21 protein-coding genes are annotated in these 21,882 nt (G+C 38.7%); 10 read left to right on the forward strand and 11 right to left on the reverse strand.

What is annotated here, in order from left to right:
* From ACO1O5_RS00025 to ACO1O5_RS00075, 11 genes are all read right to left on the reverse strand, one after another.
* Positions 1-350: hypothetical protein (locus ACO1O5_RS00025; RefSeq protein ID WP_486267190.1), on the reverse strand; the 350-nt coding region annotated here is incomplete at its 3' end.
* Positions 347-517: a hypothetical protein gene (locus tag ACO1O5_RS00030; RefSeq protein WP_486267192.1), complete on the reverse strand. Its 171-nt coding sequence runs from the start codon at positions 515-517 to the stop codon at positions 347-349. The genes ACO1O5_RS00030 and ACO1O5_RS00025, both read right to left, overlap by 4 nt.
* A complete protein-coding gene (locus ACO1O5_RS00035; protein ID WP_486267194.1) occupies positions 504-1,145 on the reverse strand; it encodes a hypothetical protein in 642 nt (213 codons plus the stop codon). The genes ACO1O5_RS00030 and ACO1O5_RS00035 overlap by 14 nt, the downstream gene beginning before the upstream one ends.
* 333 nt (positions 1,146-1,478) lie before the next feature.
* The gene (locus ACO1O5_RS00040) at positions 1,479-2,336 is read right to left on the reverse strand and encodes a CHAD domain-containing protein (protein ID WP_486267196.1); all 858 of its coding nucleotides are present in this window, start codon (positions 2,334-2,336) and stop codon (positions 1,479-1,481) included.
* Positions 2,329-3,288: a 1-phosphofructokinase family hexose kinase gene (locus ACO1O5_RS00045; RefSeq protein WP_486267198.1), complete on the reverse strand. Its 960-nt coding sequence runs from the start codon at positions 3,286-3,288 to the stop codon at positions 2,329-2,331. The genes ACO1O5_RS00040 and ACO1O5_RS00045 overlap by 8 nt, the downstream gene beginning before the upstream one ends.
* Before the next feature lie 169 nt (positions 3,289-3,457).
* Entirely contained in the window at positions 3,458-5,845 is a 2,388-nt protein-coding gene (ppsA, locus tag ACO1O5_RS00050; protein WP_486267200.1) for a phosphoenolpyruvate synthase, read from the reverse strand.
* Positions 5,846-5,861: 16 nt separating this feature from the next.
* Positions 5,862-6,680: a universal stress protein gene (locus ACO1O5_RS00055; protein WP_486267202.1), complete on the reverse strand. Its 819-nt coding sequence runs from the start codon at positions 6,678-6,680 to the stop codon at positions 5,862-5,864.
* Entirely contained in the window at positions 6,655-7,791 is a 1,137-nt protein-coding gene (locus ACO1O5_RS00060; protein WP_486267204.1) for a baeRF3 domain-containing protein, read from the reverse strand. The genes ACO1O5_RS00055 and ACO1O5_RS00060 overlap by 26 nt, the downstream gene beginning before the upstream one ends.
* A 154-nt stretch (positions 7,792-7,945) precedes the next feature.
* Positions 7,946-8,113 (reverse strand): hypothetical protein, encoded by a 168-nt coding sequence (locus ACO1O5_RS00065; RefSeq protein WP_486267206.1) that lies wholly within the window; start codon positions 8,111-8,113, stop codon positions 7,946-7,948.
* A gap of 27 nt (positions 8,114-8,140) precedes the next feature.
* Entirely contained in the window at positions 8,141-8,959 is an 819-nt protein-coding gene (locus tag ACO1O5_RS00070) for an adenine nucleotide alpha hydrolase family protein (protein ID WP_486267208.1), read from the reverse strand.
* A gap of 68 nt (positions 8,960-9,027) precedes the next feature.
* Positions 9,028-9,891: a universal stress protein gene (locus tag ACO1O5_RS00075; protein ID WP_486267210.1), complete on the reverse strand. Its 864-nt coding sequence runs from the start codon at positions 9,889-9,891 to the stop codon at positions 9,028-9,030.
* 398 nt (positions 9,892-10,289) lie between these two features.
* Between ACO1O5_RS00075 and ACO1O5_RS00080 the strand changes: the two genes are divergently transcribed.
* The 10 genes from ACO1O5_RS00080 to ACO1O5_RS00125 all read left to right on the forward strand — a co-directional run.
* Positions 10,290-11,129 (forward strand): hypothetical protein, encoded by an 840-nt coding sequence (locus ACO1O5_RS00080; protein ID WP_486267212.1) that lies wholly within the window; start codon positions 10,290-10,292, stop codon positions 11,127-11,129.
* Positions 11,130-11,200: 71 nt separating this feature from the next.
* Positions 11,201-13,672, forward strand: a complete 2,472-nt coding sequence (locus ACO1O5_RS00085) for a heavy metal translocating P-type ATPase (RefSeq protein WP_486267214.1) — start codon at positions 11,201-11,203, stop codon at positions 13,670-13,672.
* A 93-nt stretch (positions 13,673-13,765) separates the two neighbouring features.
* A complete protein-coding gene (gene ccoS, locus ACO1O5_RS00090; RefSeq protein WP_486267216.1) occupies positions 13,766-13,951 on the forward strand; it encodes a cbb3-type cytochrome oxidase assembly protein CcoS in 186 nt (61 codons plus the stop codon).
* Between the two features lie 40 nt (positions 13,952-13,991).
* A complete protein-coding gene (ccoN, locus tag ACO1O5_RS00095; protein WP_486267218.1) occupies positions 13,992-16,142 on the forward strand; it encodes a cytochrome-c oxidase, cbb3-type subunit I in 2,151 nt (716 codons plus the stop codon).
* A gap of 3 nt (positions 16,143-16,145) precedes the next feature.
* Complete coding sequence (locus tag ACO1O5_RS00100) at positions 16,146-16,337, forward strand: hypothetical protein (protein WP_486267220.1); 192 nt, start codon at positions 16,146-16,148, stop codon at positions 16,335-16,337.
* 10 nt (positions 16,338-16,347) lie between these two features.
* Positions 16,348-17,550: a cbb3-type cytochrome c oxidase N-terminal domain-containing protein gene (locus ACO1O5_RS00105; RefSeq protein WP_486267222.1), complete on the forward strand. Its 1,203-nt coding sequence runs from the start codon at positions 16,348-16,350 to the stop codon at positions 17,548-17,550.
* Between the two features lie 26 nt (positions 17,551-17,576).
* Positions 17,577-19,061, forward strand: coding sequence for a 4Fe-4S dicluster domain-containing protein (locus ACO1O5_RS00110; RefSeq protein ID WP_486267224.1), 1,485 nt, complete (start codon positions 17,577-17,579; stop codon positions 19,059-19,061).
* A 13-nt stretch (positions 19,062-19,074) separates the two neighbouring features.
* Positions 19,075-19,509, forward strand: coding sequence for a FixH family protein (locus ACO1O5_RS00115; RefSeq protein ID WP_486267226.1), 435 nt, complete (start codon positions 19,075-19,077; stop codon positions 19,507-19,509).
* A gap of 10 nt (positions 19,510-19,519) precedes the next feature.
* Positions 19,520-20,260, forward strand: coding sequence for a sulfite exporter TauE/SafE family protein (locus ACO1O5_RS00120; RefSeq protein ID WP_486267228.1), 741 nt, complete (start codon positions 19,520-19,522; stop codon positions 20,258-20,260).
* A 245-nt stretch (positions 20,261-20,505) separates the two neighbouring features.
* Positions 20,506-21,882: aldehyde dehydrogenase (locus ACO1O5_RS00125; RefSeq protein ID WP_486267230.1), on the forward strand; the 1,377-nt coding region annotated here is incomplete at its 3' end.

Genomic DNA, 21,882 nt, shown 5'->3' on the forward strand with positions numbered 1-21,882 from the left:
ATGGCACCAATTGCCCCAATCTTAAATAACCATCCTTTAAAAAACATAGAAATAGCGATGAGTAACTGGCAGGTTGCAATGAAGCCCACGGCCAAGGTAATATGTGCGCTAAACCATCCGTTAATAAAATGACGATATACCGCCAGGAAAGTAAGATTAGCATAATCCATATAGAACTGCGGAGCAATTTCGGCTTCATTCCAGTTAGTCCAACTTGCCCAAGCAAATACCAGGGTTACGAGTACCCTTAAAATGTGCTGATTTTTCCAGCCCGCCCAAAGCATTACGAGAGCTAGTAAATTAGAAATAATGTACAACGTAAGAAAAACATCATGACTTAAATTGCTCATGCCAGCGGAATTTTAATTTTTAATTTTTTCATCTCTTCTTTCAGCTTCGCAGGAATTTCGCGACAACTGCAATTTTTTGCATGCTCAAGGTGCCATTCAATTCTTTGTTGCTGCGTAGGGTTTTTTGGCATCGGGTGAGCCAGGTGCCATTCTTTATTTAGTTTCATATTCTAATCTTAATTTTAATTGGCTTCGCGAATCATTACGAAAAAACCTGGCAGCGTTAATCATCGCAAATGGAAACGTTATCATCCATAAAGCGCCGATATAATAAAATGTCGGGTAGAAAAAGGCCAGTATTAATACCGGCATTAATACGCCATTCCATAATAGTCCCCTGTACAGCCAGGTATTTTTTCTAAATGCAAAGGCAGAGAAAAAGGTTGAAAAACTCATGAAGAAATACCCCAAACAATCGACGGCCATCAGGAATGATGATTTATCAAACAACAAAACATTTTCTTTGTCTATTTGCCCTTTTAATTGAGAAGGCAAAACTACGGTAAGCTCGGTGAAATACACCAGGGTAACGTCGACACAATATATTACTGCAAATGCAACCCCAATATTGGTCCACACTTTAAGACTTGCAGTTGCGGCATAATGCAGGCATATCATCGCAATTAAAAATGTTGGAGCTAAAAACAATGATGGCAGAAACAACCAGAACAAATCCTGCGGATGGGGTATAATTTGGGCGGCAGATAATATTTGAGGAATAGAATAACCGACGGCAAAAATTACTGATAATATTGCTGAGATAAAACCGACCTTATTTGTTGATAAAGCATGCATGATTACCGGTTTTTATCATTGCGCCCATCAAATTCAAATTTCCGCTTTTCAACTTCAGGCTCCAATGAATACCGTCAACATAACTGATGATTCTCATCATCCAGTTGTCCTTAATACGATGGCGTTAAGATTCCGTAAGGGTGAGTAATAATTAGTAAAATGATTCGCCTAACCCCCTCGGGCAGACGCAAAAAGGCCCCGGTAAAAACCAGGGCCGTACCAAAACTAACTAATTATAAAAACTAAGTGTTCAATTAGAAATACCTTAATTTTTACAATGATGGCAAAATAGTAATAAAATTCAGAATACACTAAATTTTTCCCGAAAATAAATTAAACGGCGTGGGCATTTAATTCTTCAAGTTTCTTCAAATGAGGGACTATTTCGTATTCTAATCGCTGTATGAGAGCTTTTCTTGTAGCATCACGTTCCGCAATAAATACATTTCTTATTCGCATCAATAATTCCTTATCAGCCACGCCCAGCGGGCATATCCAATGTTCGTCCAATAAGGTAATTGATGTGCATTTATCCTGGAAATTTCCAAACTGCTCAAGAATTTGATCAAAATATTTTTTTTCCGATCTTAGAATCGGGCTATCATTAAATTTTATTTCTTCCGCCGCATTTTCTAATTTTTGTATCGTATAAAATATATCCTTCATATGTTTCCTGATAGCGTGCATATTGGCATCATTGAAATTTTTGCTGGCTATAATTGATGTTATAGCTACGCAATTATTTTCTATGAATCGGCCGGCAACAATTGTATTTATTTTTTCAAGAATTAAGTCTCCTGTTTCAGTTATGCATTTATCAACCGTTTTGCCCAACGGTATATTGCGGAGTAGAGGCTGTAAAATTCTTACCTGGTTTTCAAGGAGTTTTAAATAAGATTTTATTTTTTTTGAATGTTCACCAACAATGGCAAGGATATTTTTATGCTGCAATTGCAGATCGCGTATTAAGCCCGCTATTGCGTACGCTTTTTTTAACTTTCCAGGAATTTTAATTTTTTCATGAGCCAGCTTTTCATTTGAAATCATTCTTAAAAAAGCCCGCAGCTTTTTATACTCCACTCTCAACTGATGAATGGCTTCAACTTCGAAATCTTTATTTACAACTGTGATTAGCTTATGGAGCGCCCGGTAATGTTTTTTGATGATATTTTTTGGATCGCTTTTATCCATTGGCTGCAGTAAAATTAAGTTCGGGTACCTGCTGCATCATTTCATAAAGTTGAAAGGCATCTTCTTTTTTGCAAAGTTCTGTGCCGGGATTCATGGTTGCTGCTGTACCACATGCTACTCCAAATTTAGCCGCTTCCAGCAAGCTTTCGCCTCTGGATAGAAAAAAAACAATTCCCGCAACCATGCTGTCGCCGGCACCTACCGTGCTTTTTCTGGCTACCTTAGGCGCCGTAATTAGCTCTGTGAAATTTTTTGTTACAATGGTTGCGCCGGCCATTCCCATTGATATCACCACTACTTCACACATACCTTTTTCAATGATTACCCTGGAAACACTTACAATATCCCCGGGCTTTAGCTCATCCACTCCGGCCAAATAAGCCAGTTCGCCAAGATTAGGTTTTAGAAGATAAATACCTTTTTGCACGGCCTCTTTTAACGCCTCTCCGGAAGTATCGACAATTAACTTCGCATTCTTGCCTCTTGCTATTTCTGCAAGCGTTGCATAAATATTAACCGGAACGCCCGGAGGTAAGCTGCCGCTCGCAATAATAAAACTGGCATCATCTATTTCTTCCACAGCCCTTAAACATTCTTTCCATTCACGTTCGTTCAATTCAGAGCCGGGCATTCCAAAACGATATTGCGCATTAATGGATTGATCGAGGACAATAATATTTTCTCTTGTCTCGTTTTCAATTTCAATTATTTTGGAATTGACATTTTCCCTTTCCATTAAATGATTAAAATACTTTCCGGTGTAACCACCTGAAGGAAATATAGCAATAGCATCCTCACCTAGTTTTTTCAGCGCTCTTGCAACATTAATACCTCCTCCGCCCGGTTCAAGTTTCGGTGGTGCACATTGTAATTTTTTTTCAGGAATTAAACATGATATTGAAGTGCTCTTATCAATACAGGGACTAAAGGTGATCGTTACAATTTTTGACATTAATGGCTATTAAATTTAAATACTCTGTTTTTGTTCTTGAATCGAAATAAAAAAGGTGAGGAAATGCCAATGAAATAAAGTCTGCAAACCCTTATTGTTTGAACATGATTACAAAATGATAATGACAATTAATCCATCCCATCTCTTACTATTAAACACAGGCAGCCATTCAAAAGGCCATTTTAAGTGTTGACTCAGCCTGGTTTATATTTTTTATACCCTTGAGTAATGCATCCGGATTAAAAGAAATACTATCAATTCCCTGCTCCACAAGGAATTTTGCAAATGCCGGAATATCACTCGGCGCTTGTCCGCATAGTCCAATCTTTACCCCTGCTTCTTTAGCTTTTTTGATCACCTTGGCGATCATTTCTTTAGGAGCTTCATTTTCTTCATCGAATAAATCATTGACTATTGATGAATCCCTGTCGATCCCCAATGTGAGTTGAGTAAGGTCATTGGAACCTATCGAAAAGCCATCAAATATTTTTGCAAATTTTTCAGCGAGTATAACATTACTTGGAATTTCTGCCATCACATATATCTCGAGATTATTGACGCCTTGTTCGAGGCCATACCTCTTCATCACCGCAATTACTTTATTGCCTTCTTCAACCGTTCTGCAGAATGGGATCATTACTTTCACATTGGTTAAACCCATTTCGTCTCTTACTTTTCTAATAGCTTCGCATTCAAGTTTAAAACCTTCTCTATACCTGTCATTATAATATCTTGAAGCTCCCCTGAAGCCTAACATGGGATTTTCTTCCTGTGGTTCAAAATCTTTACCACCAATGAGATTAGCATATTCATTGGTTTTGAAATCACTCATACGAACAATAACGTCTTTGGGATAAAAGGCTGCTGCAATGGTGGCCACGCCCTGCGATAATTTATCAACAAAATACTTTTCTTTATCAGGGTAATGATGCGTTAGTTTTTCAATTTTCTTTTTCACTGATGCATCAGTTAATTCATTAAACTTTACCAAAGCCATGGGGTGAATTTGTACCGTGTTGGTAATGATAAATTCAAGCCGCATTAGTCCAACTCCGTCGTTGGGATAAAAAGATAACTTAAATGCTTTATCCGGATCTCCCACTATCATCATTACCTCAGTAGTTTCAGGTTTTTTTATGTTAGAGAAGTCCAGTTCAGTTTCTTTAAAGTCTAATTTGCCTTCATAAACAAAACCGGTTTCTCCTTCACAGCATGAAACCGTTATCATTTCTCCGTCAGTAATTTTCTCAGTGGCGTCAGCGCAGCCCACAATGGCAGGCACCCCCAATTCTCTTGCTACAATTGAAGCGTGGCTCGTTCTGCCACCTTTGTTGGTAATAATTGCTGCCGCATTTTTTAAAATCGGATCCCAGTCCGGACTGGTTAAATCGGTAACAACAATTTCGCCCGGTTGTAATTTATCCGACTCATCAGGCGATTTCAAAATCCTCGCAATTCCCGCAGCTACTTTTGAACCAATGGCTTCGCCCTGGGTGATGGCTTTACCTTTAGTTATGATTTTATATTCTTTAACAATCAACGGGTTTCTTTGCGAATGAACCGTTTCGGGCCTGGCCTGGATGATAAACAATTCATTGGTAATTCCGTCTTTGGCCCATTCAATATCCATCGGCTTTTGATAATGGTTCTCAATTACCAACGCCCAGTTAGCCAGGGTGGTAAGTTCCTTATCGCTCAATACATATTCGTCCTTTTTTTCTTCCGGAGTTTCAATATTAATAACTGGGTTATCAACACTGGTTCCGTAAATCATTGTCTTGGCCTTGTCGCCCAAAATCTTTTGAATGATGGCATTTTTTCCCTGCAAAAGCGCTGGTTTAAAAACAAAAAACTCATCAGGCGTAACGGTGCCCTGCACTATGTTTTCGCCCAGGCCCCATACGCCTGCAATATGAACAATATCGCGGAATCCCGATTCAGGTTCAAGTGTAAAACCTACACCAGAACAGGCTTTATCAGAACGCACCATTTTTTGTATGCCTACTGATAATGAAACTTTTTCGTGGCCGAATCCATTATCTTCGCGATACTTAATTGCCCTGTCAGTATATAATGATGCATAACATTTTTTTACAGCATCGAGCAAAGCTTCTTCTCCTTTTATATTAAGATAACTTTCATGCTGACCGGCAAAACTTGCTTCAGGTAAATCCTCAGCCGTTGCACTGCTGCGAACGGCTACTTCAAAATAATTTTCGTTACCACATAATTTTTTATAGGCACCAATAATCGCTTCACCCAGTTCTTCGGGAAGGTGGGCATTTAGTAATAATTTTCGTGCCTTCAATCCGCTTTCCCGCAGGTTCACATACTTACTCTTATCTAGCTGCTTCATTAATTCCGTCAGTTGCGGGGTCAATGAATTGTATTTAAGAAAGTCCTGAAAAGCCCCGGCTGTTGTGGCAAAGCCGTCCGGCACCGAAATGCCTTTAGCCGCCAATTTTGAAAACATTTCACCTAAAGAAGCATTTTTGCCGCCTACTGATGGTATGTCTCCAATATTGATTTCATTGAATTGTTTTATATATGTGTTCATGATTTTTTGTTATTAATTATTCATGAAGCGCCATCACTGGTATGTGGCTATGTAATATCAAATGTTTTGTATGGCTTCTTTGAATCATCTTATCAAGAAGTGAATGTCGCTTGTGCGTTACCATAAGAAGATCTATATTATTTTTTTCACAAAAATCCATAAGACCCTCGTCTATGTCTTTATTATTTATGAAATGAAATTCTGGTTTCATGTCTCCCAACATTACCTGCAGCAAACCAGACTGAAAGATCATTTCGGGATCATGAGCTTCCTTTGGCCCTGTATTAATAACATATAGCCGGGCATTAAAGATTTTTACGAATTCCTCAATTTCATGCATGGGTGTTTTGTCGACTACTTTTTCAAAATCGCAGGCAAGCCCGATTTTTTTAATATTCGCAAATTTTACTCCACGCGGTACCGCCAATATTGGCCACCGCAGATTTTTCATTGCAATAATTGTATGGCTTCCAAAAAATATTCGCTCTGCATTAGTTACGCCCTGGTTTCCCATAACTACTGCAAAGGGTTGCAGGTTATCACAAACTGCATTTAATTCGGTAAAGAAGGTGCCCATCTCAACTTCTGTTGTTATCTTAATTGTATTGCCTGCTTTTCTTTCCAGTTGTCGTTTCAATTCATTTAAAGTTTCTTCGGCATTCCCGATAATATCTTCCACTGTTGTAACAGGAGGTATATCATTATAATAGATAGGAACTTTTTGAATATTAAGCAAGTGTAAATCTGCATTTATGGCAACCGCCATGTCTGCCGCATAATTTGCAGCATTCAAAGCTGTTGAGGAAAAATCAGTCGCCAGGATAATTGTTTTCATATATAATATTTTTTTTAGAATGAATTATGAGAGCAATATGATCGTACTGCTTCATTATGTTTTTGCTTACGAATTCCACATCGCCATCTTCCTCAAGTATTTTTTCAATTATTTCATCAACCGTATCTTTTAAATAAGAAAAACGATTATACAACTTATTGGCTTTATAAACTGTTTCTTCGTTCCTCGTATTTAATTCGGGAAATTGATAATTTTCTTCCAATAAGAGAATCCGGCAACGATGCTCCATAACGGCTTTGATTACATCCGATATTCCCGTCGCGAGCTTATGTTTGAACACAGCCGTATGAAGTTCATTTAATAAATATTTTTGCTTTACATCCTTCCAATCAGCAATATATGGTACCATCAATTTTTTAATTTCTTCGGTGTCGCCATCCTGGTAGTCACTTATAATATTTTCGATAATTGAACTTGCGTGTGTGGTAACGTTGTTAAAATGATTTAGAACTTCTTCATTTCCAATTACAAATAACGGCAGGTGATAAGAATCCATTATATAGTCCAGTGAATTATCAATTCGGCGCAAAAATTTTTCAATGTTAATGTTTACACATTCACGATCGCATTCTTTAATTTTTAGTCGATGATATAATGGGTCGGTATACTCTAAAAAATTTTCTAACCTGCTAAAAAAAATCTTTTGCATTTCGCCGGACTCATTCACATAAATCCTGCATTCTTTTTCGGTTAGTTGCAATAAAAGATACTGATGCAATTCCTTCTTATTTTTTATGAGGTCTTGTATATGAAATGATTTATCCAACACGATCCTTTCATCAACTTCCACATTGAGGTATAAAACTTTTTCAAATACCGGGGATACGTAAATTGCGATACTTTTTTTATGGGTACTGAAATCGAGGTTCTTAATGATATACTTCAGCTTCTGTATTACCAGCAATGCCATATCAATAGAAAAATTATCAAATATTTTTTTCTCAACTTTTTCAACCACTGATTGCAACGACGAAGTGAGTTCACTCTTTGATTGCATTTTTGGCTCAAACGGAAGAATTATAGAAAGGGACGGAAGATTATAATCTGTCTCACTTACTTTGGTTGAGTGAGATAATAGGTTCTGTTTCATAAGACCCTTTTTTAATTAATCAAATTTAACCTTAAGTAATACGCATATTGATGATAGCCGTCATAAACTGGCTTGACATTACTCATTTATGGGAGCTGGAAATATTTCACAGGGAGTATGCTGATTGGGATCGCCAACCCGGGCGGGGTAACAACTACCCACCCATTCCGTGCTGAACAAATAAATCATACAGCTTCAAGAGGACAGATAAAATAATATTTCTGAGAATTGGAACAAAAATTACAGATGACAAAATGGTAATAAACCAGGCTGCAGATTTAACTGTTTTTATATCCGGAGTGTGATCGTTTAATGTTACCATTTTATTATAATTTATTCCCCGTATCGTTTACCGGTGGGCAATAAAAACAGGGGTATTATGATCTTTAATTGTCTTAATTATAAAACTGCGTTTAAACAGTTGCGAAATTTCCGACCTGCTGAATGAACCGCTAACCAACAAAGGGTTTGACTGCGTCGCAAGCCATTCATTAAAAATATTTTTATCCGTAACAGGAATTTTATTAATAGAAAAGTTTTCAAAATGGCTGGCTGCAAGTTCTTCGATCAACTCCCGGTCCGGAATATCATGCTTTTCATCTCCGGCATAAACTAATATGGTTTTTAATGAACATAGTTCGGGGAATAAATTTACAAATTGTTTAATAGCATAAACTGAAGATTCAGAACCGTCGTATGCCAGGATTATATGCGATGGAAAGTTGAATTTTTCCGGTACAATAATTACCGGGCATTCCGTAGTGTGAAGCGCATGCAATAAATATTCGAGCGGCTCATTTTCATTGCTTGTGTAAAAAATTTCGCTGCCAATTAACATCAAATCAGCAAAACGGGTTTCCTTTGATAATTGCCGAAGGGCCGATTCATAAATGTCTTTGTGCACCTTGTATTTTATGTTATTCTCATCGCACAACCGGGTAAAATCATTTATGCTGTTTTCCAAAATTCCTTCATCAATGCCTTCCTTCACCGGTATATATGCTGGTGCTGCAAAAGCACTGGGAAAGAAAAAAAGCGATTCGTAATTTTTTTCTGCCAGGAAAATACCGGTTAGTAAAATTGGGGTTTTCTTATTTACGTTACACGCGAAAGAAAAAGCGCCTTTTGAAAAATTTCCGCCGTCAAAAGGAATAATTATCTTTTTCATAATAATAAATTTTACGCCAAAAAAATTAAATCATTGAATAAAAATCTTCCATTCTTTCCATTGGCGTTTTAGTTAACAGCTACTCGTTGCCTTTTTAAAAATTGGTTTTCTTCAAGCATTCGTTCGGGCAAAATTAATAAGGAAACATGGGTATGAAAGATCATATCCTTTGTTTCATTTTTTCTGAAAATCCGTCCAAGCCATTCATGCCTGTGTGGCATCATTACCAACATATCAGCGTTATGTTTTTCTATAAATGAATTCAGGGCATTGGTTATGTCAATGTCGACGGGATAATCGGGCCAATCACTAAAAGTTACCGAAGCTTTCTTTAATGTTTGATGTGTATGTAACACTTCAAACCATTCTTCATGCTTGTTTTTCAGCACAGTTAATACATATATTTTAGGCTCGAACGACTGAAAGATTTCCGCCAAATTATCCAACACCTGTAAATCGGTATCGACGCCCAAATCGCTGGCAAAAACCATTGTTCGGGGGGTTTTATACACTGCATTTTCCGGCACTAGCAGGAGTGGCACGTTCGCATTTCGGGCAAGTGCAACAGCTGTGGAACCAAATATTTTTCCAAGATTCCTGCCAGTTCCTTTCATTCCGGCAACTATGAGGTCAACCTTTTTTTCATTAGCGGAAGTAATAATTACATCGTCCGTCTCGCCTTCGTCACACATAATTTCAACCAAAGAATGGTCGGGATCCAGGAAATCTGCTTCGTCCATTAATTTTTTATCTGTTTGCATCATGACATCATACCCCGAAATTTTCACATTAAGTGCGGGGAATGCGTGTGGCACTTTGTAGGCGTTAAACAAAATAACGTTAGCATCGAGTGCCTTTGCAAGTTGCACTCCAAATACAGATGCGATCCGCGCTGCGGGGGAAAAGTCCGTGGCTATTAATATATCTTTCATAAAATCTCTCTTCATCCAAAACTATCACTATGGCTTAATTTTTTAGATGACTTCAGTTAGAGTGATAGCTGATTGATGTCATTATTGCTTATATCCTTTCGATAAAAAATACGAAAGCATTTCATTCTTAAAAACGTTTGAAAATAGAGTTTAAAAAATCAACCAAATTAAGATTCACAATTAACCTCTCCCGGTAATTCTTTCCCGCTTAAGGCTCCTGCCTGCCCTATTGGTACTGCCAAAAAGAATGATAAATATCATCCGGAGGCTGGTTGAAAATCATACGATAGTCTTTTGAGAGGTAATATTTTTACGCCAGCCGTCGGAACACAATTGTGTTTCTGCAATTGAATTTTTAATTTATCAACAAACGTTGCCTGTATTTCAAAATTTAAATAATGAGAAAAATATTAGTAGCAATAAATGCAGCTAACCCCGATAAAAATTCGCTTGAATTTGCAAGCTACCTGGGTAGGTTAACTAATTCGAAAATAACCGGCGTTTTCCTGGAAAACCTGGCTTATGAAGAAACTTTAAGCCTAAAGGCTTCCGTTGAAAGAGGCAATTTTAAAGCGGGTTTAAATGAGCAAGATGCACAGAAATCAGACAGAACCGAATTGATAGAACACAATATTTCAACGTACAGAGAAGCAGCCGCCAACAGGGGTGTAAATTTGTTACTACATCGTGACAGGGGTATACCTGCTTATGAATTAATTGAAGAAAGCCGGTATGCTGACATGATAGTTATCGACGGAGCTACTTCCTTTAATAAGCAATTTGAAGGAACGCCCACAAACTTTATAAAGGATGTTTTAAAAAGTACGGAGTGTCCTGTAATTATCGCACCAGAACATTTTGACGCCATTGATGAAGTTGTTTTTACATACGATGGCTCAGCCTCTTCGGTATTTGCAATTAAACAGTTTACATACCTCTTTCCTCAATTGCACGACAAAAAAATAAACGTAGTGCATATTAATGATACCGGCGAATGGAAAGATGCCAACAGGTTTAAACTTAAAGAACTGCTAAAGAACTACTACTACGATTTGCATTTTGAGGTTCTGAAAGGAAATATCTACAACAGCCTGGTTGAATATGTTTTTACAAGGCAAAATACTTTTTTGGTAATGGGCGCCTACGGGAGAAATACAATATCAAGGCTCTTTAAACCAAGCCGTGCCGACCTGATTATAAAAACTGTACTGCAGCCTATTTTCATTGCGCACTTTTAGATTACGTCAATTCAATAAAATTAATATTCGTTACCATAAATTAATATTTTACCAGGCCGTATTAAAACAGTATGTCAACATTAAATAAAACAATAAAACCCGCACCGTTAGTTAATCGCCCAGCGATACAGGTTCCCTGTTACCATTGCAGTGAAACCTGCGAGGACGATACTTTCCAGGCCGATGATAAAGTTTTTTGCTGCAATGGCTGTAAGCAGGTATATCTGCTGCTTAACGAAAATAACCTGTGCCATTATTATAACCTTGATAAAAATCCCGGCATTAAAGCCAGGGGCAAGTTCACTTCTGAAAGGTTTGGCTATCTCGATGATCCGGCCATTATAAGTAAGTTGGTAGAATTTAACAGCGACAACAAAACCAATGTTGTTTTCCAGCTCCCGCAAATTCACTGTTCGTCCTGCATATTTTTACTGGAGAACCTGCATAAAATTAATGAGGGCATCATAACTTCCCAATCTAACTTTCAAAAGAAAGAAGTATTTATAGCTTTCAATCCACAGCTCATTACTTTAAGAAAGGTGGTTGAGCTACTAGCCTTTATTGGTTATGAGCCAACTATAACGCTTAACGATACCCGAACTAAAAAACCAACAACATTTAACAGGCAACAGATTTATAAAATTGGCGTTGCCGGTTTTTGTTTCTCAAATATTATGATGCTGAGTTTCCCTGAATATTTTTCCGGGGGAACACTTGATCAGGCTGGGTTGAAAGAAACCTTCACCTGGATGAATATCGCATTATCATTACCGGCATTGTTTTTCAGCGCTTCAGGTATCTTTACCTCAGCATGGAAAGGACTGCGGCAAAACTATCTGAACATTGACGCTCCAATAGCCTTAGCCATCATCGTGACATTTGCCAGGAGCTATTACGACATATTAAGCGGTAACGGCGCCGGCTACCTTGATTCAGGAACAGGAATTATATTTTTTTTGTTAATTGGTAGATGGTTTCAAAACAAGACATATGACTCCTTCTCATTCGACAGGAATTACAAATCTTATTTTCCCTTAGGCGTTACCGTTATTAAAGACAATGTTGAAAAAAATATCCCCGTCACACAATTGCAAAAGGCCAACCGCATTATATTGCGCAACGAAGAAATGATACCTGCGGATTCGATTCTTATAAAAGGAAACGCAAATATTGACTATAGTTTTGTTAGTGGTGAAACGACCCCCGTAGCAAAGAAACCGGGTGATTTGATTTATGCGGGCGGCAAACAAATTGGCGGTGCCATTGAACTGGAAATTATTAAAGACGTATCGCAGAGTTATATCACCCAACTTTGGAATAACGAAATATTCAACAGTAAAAAAAATGAAGATAAATCCTTTATACATCCATGGAGCCGTTACTTTACGCTCGCATTATTTGCTATTGCATTTTGTACTATCTTATTTTGGTGGCGATATGATCCTTCAAAAATATTGCCTTCTCTCACTGCAGTTTTAATTGTTGCCTGCCCTTGCTCATTGTTACTTTCAGCAACCTTTACTTATGGAAATATGCTGCGCATTTTCGGCAAGAATAAATTGTATTTAAAAAATGCCGGCGTTATAGAATCATTGGCTAAGATTAATACCATCGTACTTGATAAAACAGGAACTATCACTCAAAACAAATCGTCAAAAGTTAGTTATGAAGGAACGCCCCTTACAGCCAAAGAACTGTTGGCAATTAAAAATATTACTAAACAATCTTCGCATCCATTAAGTAAAATCATCGCTTTGTCGCTGCCATCGGAAACAGAGACGGCATTGGTTGAAGAATTTAAAGAGCATGCGGGAAGAGGATTAGAAGCCACTGTAAATAACATTAAGGTAAAAATGGGTTCTGCCGGCTTCATCAATCAATTTGACCCGGGAATTATTTCTTACGACACGGGTACGCATGTGCATGTAATGTTGAACAATGTGCACATGGGCCGGTTCACGGTGAGCAATCAATACCGCGATGGAATTGATGAATTAGCACTCCGTTTGAAGAAAGAAAAATTTGAGTTGCACGTTTTATCAGGCGATAACAATTCAGAAAAAGAAAGACTGCTAAAAATATTTGATAGTAACACACAACTTCTGTTTAACCAGTCACCACAACAAAAGCTTGACTTTATAAAATCATTGCAGAATTTACCCGGTGTTCTATCGGGTGTTAAGGGTAAAAATATATTAATGTTGGGTGATGGCCTTAATGACGCCGGAGCATTAATGCAAAGCAATGTAGGGGTAGCTGTCAGCGATAATACATCACAATTTTCGCCTGCATGTGATGCTATCCTCGATGGAACAAATGTTAAGCTGATTGATAAATTTATCGCCTATGCCAGGTCGGGCAAAAGTATTGTTACCGCAAGCTTTGTTCTTTCGATTTTATACAACATCGTGGGGTTATCATTTGCCGTTCGTGGCATTTTATCTCCAATGGTAGCCGCTATTTTAATGCCAGCCAGCAGCATCAGTATTGTATTGCTGGTAACAGCATTATCAACGATAAGTGCACGATTAAAAAAATTGTAAGGTGAATGATGATCAAAATCAGTTTTTGGTTTGATACTCATCATAAAATCAAAAGGCCGGCCCGGGTATTTTTGACAACCTAAATTATCATCATTGAGTGCACTAATCATCTTAATCGGAGTAAGTATTGCAGTTGCTGCAGGATTTTTAGTGGCCTTTTTATGGAGTGCCAAATCCGGGCAATACGATGATGATTATACACCTTCGGTACGAATGCTTTTTGACGACATGCCCAAAACTATTGAGGTAAAAGAAGAAAAAGGATCAACTATAAAATAAACAAATTCATCATCATTCTTAAAACACAAGCCAAAATTATATGCAGGTAGAAAAATTTTATTATGATAACAAAATAGTAAGAAACTTCGCTTACGCCACTATTGTATGGGGTGCTGTTGGCATGCTCGTTGGTCTTTGGGTAGCATTGCAATTGGTTTTCCCGGGTCAATTTCCTCACGGATTAAATCTTGAGCCTTATTTCAATTTTGGAAGGCTTCGTCCATTGCATACGAATGCTGTGATTTTTGCTTTTGTCGGCAACGGAATTTTTATGGGTGTTTATTACTCTTTGCAGCGTTTATGTAAAGCAAGAATGTACAGTGATAAACTTAGTTACATTCATTTTTGGGGCTGGCAACTTATAATAGTTGCCGCAGCCATTACACTACCATTAGGTCTTACTGACAGCGGCGAGTATGCCGAATTGATCTGGCCGATAGATGTTGCGATAACTGTGATCTGGGTTGTATTCGGCTGGAACATGTTTGCTACTATTATTAAGAGAAGAGAAAAGCATTTGTATGTGGCCATTTGGTTTTATATAGCCACCTTTGTTACCGTTGCAGTTTTGCACATCGTTCGTTCGGGAGAATTACCCTATACCTGGTTGAAGAGTTATAGTTTTTATGCAGGCGTGCAGGACGCATTGGTACAATGGTGGTACGGACACAATGCAGTGGCTTTCTTTTTAACCACGCCTTACCTTGGGTTGATGTATTATTTTTTGCCGAAAGCAGCTAACCGCCCGGTGTATTCTTACAAGCTTTCCATTATTCACTTTTGGGCGCTTATCTTTTTGTACATCTGGGCTGGGCCTCACCATTTATTATACACTGCCTTGCCAAACTGGGCACAATCATTAGGTGTTGTATTTTCTTTCATGCTGATATTTCCAAGCTGGGGTGGTATGATAAACGGGCTGCTTACACTTCGCGGAGCATGGGATCGTGTACGCGACGACGTTATCTTAAAATTTATGGTGGTTGCAGTAACTGCTTATGGTATGGCCACCTTTGAAGGTCCAATGCTTTCATTAAAAAGCGTAAGCGCAATATCTCACTATACTGACTGGATTATTGCACACGTGCACATAGGTGCATTAGGCTGGAACGGTATGTTAACATTTGGTGTTTTATACTGGCTTATTCCACGCATTTTTAAAACAGACCTCTATTCAAAAAAGATAGCCAACATTCACTTCTGGCTTGGCACATTAGGTATTTTATTTTATGCAATACCAATGTACTGGGCAGGCTTTACACAAAGTTCCATGTGGAAACAATTTACGGAAGCCGGGCAACTAAAATATACTTTTCTCGAAACAGTTACTTACATGAAACCCTTTTACGCAATGCGTTCATTGGGCGGAACATTGTATTTAATTGGTGTTTTATTTATGATTTATAATTTATATAAAACTGTAAAAGCAGGAAAATTAGTTGCTAACGAAGAAGCTGAAGCAGCGCCACTTGAAAAAAATTATGTGCCGCACAAAGGCGAGCACTGGCACAGGTGGATTGAGAGAAGGCCTGTACAGTTTATGGTTTTAAGCCTGGTTGTTATTTTAATAGGAGGCATTATTGAACTGGTACCCACCTTCCTTATAAAATCAAATGTTCCAACAATAAGTAGTGTAAAACCTTATACGCCGCTTGAACTGGAAGGAAGAGACATTTATGTACGGGAAGGTTGTTACCTGTGTCATTCTCAAATGATACGTCCATTTAGAAGTGAAACAGAACGTTATGGCGAGTATTCAAAAGCGGGTGAATTTGTATATGACCATCCATTTCAATGGGGAAGCAAACGCACAGGCCCCGATCTTGCAAGAGAGGGCACCGGTAATCTCAAAAAAACCGATGGATGGCACTTCAGGCATTTTAGGGAACCCTCATCTATGAGCGAAGGTTCTGTTATGCCATCGTATGCATTCATGCTGCAGGACGACCTGGATACCTCCGATTTACCGGCAAAAATTCACGCAATGAAAACTCTCGGTGTACCCTACCCGAAAGATTATGAGCAGAACGCAATGGCCGATTTAAAGGTACAGGCAAAACAAATCTCAGACAATTTGCTGGGCGACAGCATACGGGTTTCTCCACGGAAAGAAGTGATTGCATTAATCGCATACATACAACGTTTGGGAACCGACATATCTAAAAATCCAACTGCCACTTATAATAAATAAACTATGTTTTCATTCATTAAACAATACGCGGAAAAAATAGACGGTGTACATGTATACGCCTATATATCCTTATTTATATTCCTTGCCTTTTTCATCATACTCCTGGTATTGGTAAAAAAAATGGGAAAAGACAGGGTCAATGAACTATCCAATATTCCTTTCGATAAAGACGAACTAAATAACTCAACCATATAATTAAAAAAGTATGCAATCAATTCGATCAATAAAGAAACTAAGTTTAACCCTGTTAGCAGCATTATTGGCATCGGGAGCTGCGATGGCCCAGGACGCAGCACCTGCAACCAAAACAGTAGTTTCAAACAGCAACCAGCTCGAGACGCTTTTACTAGTAATTATGGCACTGCTGGTTTTTGTAATCTGGCTGCTTGGCCGCGTTCTGCTGGTACTAGGAAAGCAGGTTATTGAAAAAAATAAAGTTCCTAAAGCGCTTCCTGCCCTATTGATAATGGGGTTGCTGTTCGCAGCACAAACTTCTTCGGCGCAGGATGCCGCACAGGCAGAAACTGTGAAAGTAGTTACGAATTATGGCGGGCTGTCGTCAGGCACATTTTATTTGCTGCTTTCTGTTTTGGCAACTGAGATCATAATAATATTGTTCTTAACATTCTTAATAAGAAGATTTTCTGCAGAACTGCTGCCAAAGAAAATAGTTGCACCGGCAAGAGCCAATAAATTCAAACTTTGGTGGTCTGGTCTTGATAAGAAAATCTTTACCAAAGCAATCCCGGTTGAAAGGGAACAGGATGTTATGTTGGATCACGATTATGACGGCATAAGGGAACTGGACAATGCACTCCCGCCCTGGTGGAAATATGGTTTTTATATAACGATTGGTGTAGCCGTTGTTTACCTCTTAAACTTTCATGTATTTGGCTACGGAAAAAATCCAACCCAAGAATACCAGGCGGAAATGGAGCAGGCAAAAATTCAAAAAGAAATATATGAATCAAATAATAAAGATAAAATTGATGAGAACAATGTACCCTATGCTGACGCCGCCGGTTTAGCAAAAGCGAAAGATATATTTACAACAACCTGCTTTGCTTGCCATGGCAAACTGGGTGAAGGAGGCGCCGGGCCAAACCTTACAGATAAGTATTGGTTGCACAAAGGTTCGCTTAATGATATTTACCAATCAATAAAACACGGTTATCCTGATAAAGGAATGCAAGCGTGGTCATCAGTATATTCGCCGAAAGAAATTAGTTACCTGGCAAGCTATGTAAAATCATTAGGGGGAACTAATCCACCAAATCCAAAGGCGCCCCAGGGAGATGTATACACAGATGCGGCGGCATCTGCTTCACCGGCCGGGTCCATCGATTCGGTGTCTATGAATACAACAAAAGTTAAGGACACTGTACCACCTGCAACCACACCAAACTAGCGTGTGGCAGATCAAAATTTTTTACTATGGAAGCAACTAAAGAAGTAGATGTAAAGGGCAGTTTCAGAGACTCAGTTGCAACTATAAGCAACGAGGGAAGGAGAAATTTTATTAATCCTAAAAAACCAAAAGGGCGTTTATATAATTTAAGAACGAGATTCAGCATCTTCTATCTTATTGTTTTTTTTAGTCTTCCATTCATAAAAATCCATGGAGAACCACTCCTGATGTTAAATGTCCTGGAACGCAAATTTATCATTTTTGGAATGGTATTTTGGCCCCAGGACTTTTTTATTTTCGGTATTGCCATGCTCACCTTCGTGGTTTTTATCATTTTGTTTACAGTAGTGTTTGGTCGGATCTTTTGCGGGTGGGCGTGCCCGCAAACTATTTTCATGGAAATGGTTTTTCGGAAAATTGAATATTGGATTGATGGAGATTCTGCTAAACAAAAACAATTAAAATCTATGCCGTGGAATGCTGAAAAAATGAGGAAACGGACGCTGAAGTTTATCATATTTTTTGTGCTTTCATTTATAATAGCCAACTTCTTTCTTGCTTACCTCATCAGTATGGATCAGTTGCTCGGTTATTTAAGAGATCCGGCAGCGCACTTAGGAACTTTAATCTCATTACTCGTTTTCACAAGTGTATTCTTTTTTGTTTATTGGTGGTTTAGAGAACAAGCCTGCCTGGTGGTATGTCCGTACGGAAGATTACAGGGCGTGTTGCTGGATAAAGATTCAATTGTAGTAGCCTACGATCATAAGCGGGGCGAACCAAGAGGGAAGTTAAAAAAGAAAGAAGATCACGATTGCAAATGTGTTGATTGCAAAGATGATGGCGCCTGTAAAAGTATTACCCGGAAAATGGACGCTATCGTTCCCCAACAAGGTGATTGCATTGATTGCTTTGCCTGCGTTCGTGTGTGCCCAACGGGCATAGATATACGAAACGGCACACAGCTGGAATGCGTAAACTGTACTGCGTGTATTGATGCCTGTGATGCCATCATGATAAGCGTTAAAAAACCTGTTGGGCTGGTTCGGTATGCCTCAGAAAATAGCATTGTAAATGGAGTTAAATTAAGATTTACTCCAAGGATAAAAGCCTATACTTCTGTACTTGCTTTATTAATGTCGTTGCTGGTTTTTCTTTTGGTTAGCCGTACCGATTTGGATGCCCGGCTTATGCGTACTGCCGGCATGACCTATACTTCCCTTCCAGACGGGCGCATCAGTAATCTCTATAACCTGAAACTTGCCAATAAAACGCATGAAGACATTACCTATACTTTAAAGCTTGAAAACATACTCGGCGAAATTGAAGTGATTGGAAATGGAGCCCTAATTGTAAAAAAAGAAGATTACTCCCATTTGCAGTTTTTCGTAAAACTCAACCGAAACGAAATTAAAGGCTGGAAAACAGACTTAAAGATTGGGATGTATGAGAACAATAAAAAAATAAAAACATTGGAGGCCGATTTCATTGGCCCTGAAATTTATAACTAATAAATTATTTATTATGAACTGGGGCTATAAAATACTTCTTGTATATGCGGTGTTTGTTACGGGCATTCTGTTTTTAGTTTTTAAATCATCCAGCCAAAAGGTGGATTTGGTAACTACCGATTATTATGCCAAAGAGTTGAAATACCAACAAAAGATTGATGCTATGAACAGAGTTAGCCTGTTATCTGACACTGTTAAATACGAAACGAGCGCAGGCAAATTAACTATCGCTTTCCCTAAAGATTTTGCTGGCAAAAAGATTACAGGAGATGTGGTATTATATTGCCCTTCTGATGAAGACAAAGACATAACGCAAAATTTTTCTGTACAGGATGCACCCATATTTGTTCCCGTTCATGTAGTTAATAAAAAAGAATATGAAATTCAGTTGAACTGGCAGGCAGATGGAACAAGCTATTATTTTCAGAAGAAATTATTAATAAATTAGTGAAGAAGATATGTCCCAATTAATAATTGCTGCATTCATGATTGGTTTGCTCGGCAGCTTTCACTGCGTAGGCATGTGCGGGCCGATAGCGCTATCGCTTCCATTAAAGAAAGATGACGATTGGGCAAAATTCGCCGGGGCATTATTTTATAATTCAGGCCGCATTATCACCTACGGTGCTTTTGGTTTTATATTTGGCATCATCGGCCAAAGTGTTGCCATCTTTGGGTACCAGCGTTGGCTTTCCATAATATTAGGTGTGTTGATCATTTCTTTTATCATAATACCCAAAAGATTTTCATCTTTTCAAAATCAAAATTTTATTCTCACCTTTCTTCAAAAACTTCGATCAGCATTAGGCAGTCTTTTCCAAAAGAGAAATTTCTCTTCATTATTTTCAATCGGCTTATTAAACGGGTTACTTCCCTGCGGCCTGGTGTATATGGCCGCTGCAGTAGCGGTCTCAACTGGCAATATTGCCAACAGCATCATCTTTATGGCCTTCTTTGGATTGGGAACATTACCAATGATGTGGAGCATTGCCTTCTTCGGAAACTATGTGAGTGTTGGCATCCGCCAAAAAATACGTAAAGCATATCCGTACATGATGACCTTACTCGCCTGCCTATTGATTCTTCGGGGATTGGGCCTGGGAATTCCTTACATGAGTCCGAAGGTGAACCCAGCAAATAAAGCCATCCCGGTATGTTGCGAAAAACCGAATGCTGTTTCCAAAAGTGAGGCTAAGTAAGATCCATCTCAAACTACTTCCTATTTTCATGATTGTGTGGATTCTAATTAAAAAACTATCGAAAATTGCTAACTTATAACCCGCTAATTTTGGGAAGATTGCATGACGGCTGATCAGTATCAGGGTTACATTAAAACATAATTTGGAGCAAAAAACTTTCCTGAAAATGAATTTGGTTACTCAATGAGCTTAAACGATATAAATTCTTTGATCGCGATGGCATTTGGTAGCCTAAAAAATAAGTAATGAACGATTCGCCTTACAATATTGAATTGCAGGAGATGCGCCGCTATTATGAAACTGGTGCAACCAGGACATACGCTTATAGAATGCAACAGTTACGATTGCTTAAGCGAGCAGTACTGGAAAATGAACAGGAAATTTCTGATGCATTAAATGCCGACCTTAAAAAAAGCCCGGAAGAAGCATATGGTACTGAAACAGGACTGTTGCTTTCCGAGATCAATTACAGCCTGAGGAATTTGCGTCGTTGGATGACACCACGGAACCTCAGCCCTACCCTTTTAAATTTTCCTTCATCCGGCAAGCTATATCCTGATCCTTTAGGCGTGGTGTTGATTATAGCGCCATGGAATTATCCGCTTCAGTTATCATTAGTGCCTTTGGTAGGAGCTATAGCAGCAGGAAATTGTGTTGTATTAAAGCCCAGTGAACTGGCGCCTGCAACAGCTGCTGTTATTGAAAAGATATTGAAATCAATTTTTCCAACAACCTATGTGAAAGTCGTACAGGGTCCCGGGGCGATAGTAGTTCCAGGCATTATGAAACAGTTTCGCTTTGACCATATTTTTTATACCGGAAGCATCGCTGTTGGGAAGGCAATTTATGAGTCGGCGGCAAAAGAACTGATTCCGGTAACACTGGAATTAGGTGGTAAAAGTCCTGCGGTTGTTGAGAAAGATGCTGATATTAGCTCCAGTGCCCGGCGAATAGTGTTTGGAAAGTTTACCAATACAGGGCAAACTTGTGTGGCACCGGATTATTTGCTGGTTCACGAAGACATAGCAGATAAATTTATTGGCGCGGTAAAGGAAACCATGCGAAACTTTTTAGGTGAAAATCCATTGGAAAGTCACGATTACGGCAAAATCATCAACTTGAAACAGTTCGATAAAATAGCATCCTATCTCACTGAAGGAGAAATAGTCGCAGGAGGTCAAAAAGACCGGAACTCTTTATTTGTAGCTCCTACTATTTTGAATAATGTAGGTCCCGATTCAAATGTTATGAAAGAGGAAATTTTCGGGCCCGTGCTACCTGTAATTAGCTTCAAATCTATGGATGAGGCAATGGCAATTGTAAAGCAACATCCAACACCCCTGGCTTTTTATGTTTTTACAAAAGATAAGCAGAAGGAAAAAACATGGATGGAGAGCATTGCCTTTGGTGGTGGCTGTGTTAACAATACATTGTGGCACTTTGCAAATTTGCGCTTTCCCTTTGGTGGGATCGGCAGCAGCGGCATCGGGGCGTATCATGGAAAGTATTCTTTCGACACATTTATTCATTACAAACCGGTAATGAAAACGCCCACCTGGTTTGACCCGGGAATTAAATACCCGCCTTATAAAGGAAAACTCAAATGGTTTAAGCGCCTGGTG

It is taken from the genome of Ginsengibacter sp., assembly GCF_057362405.1.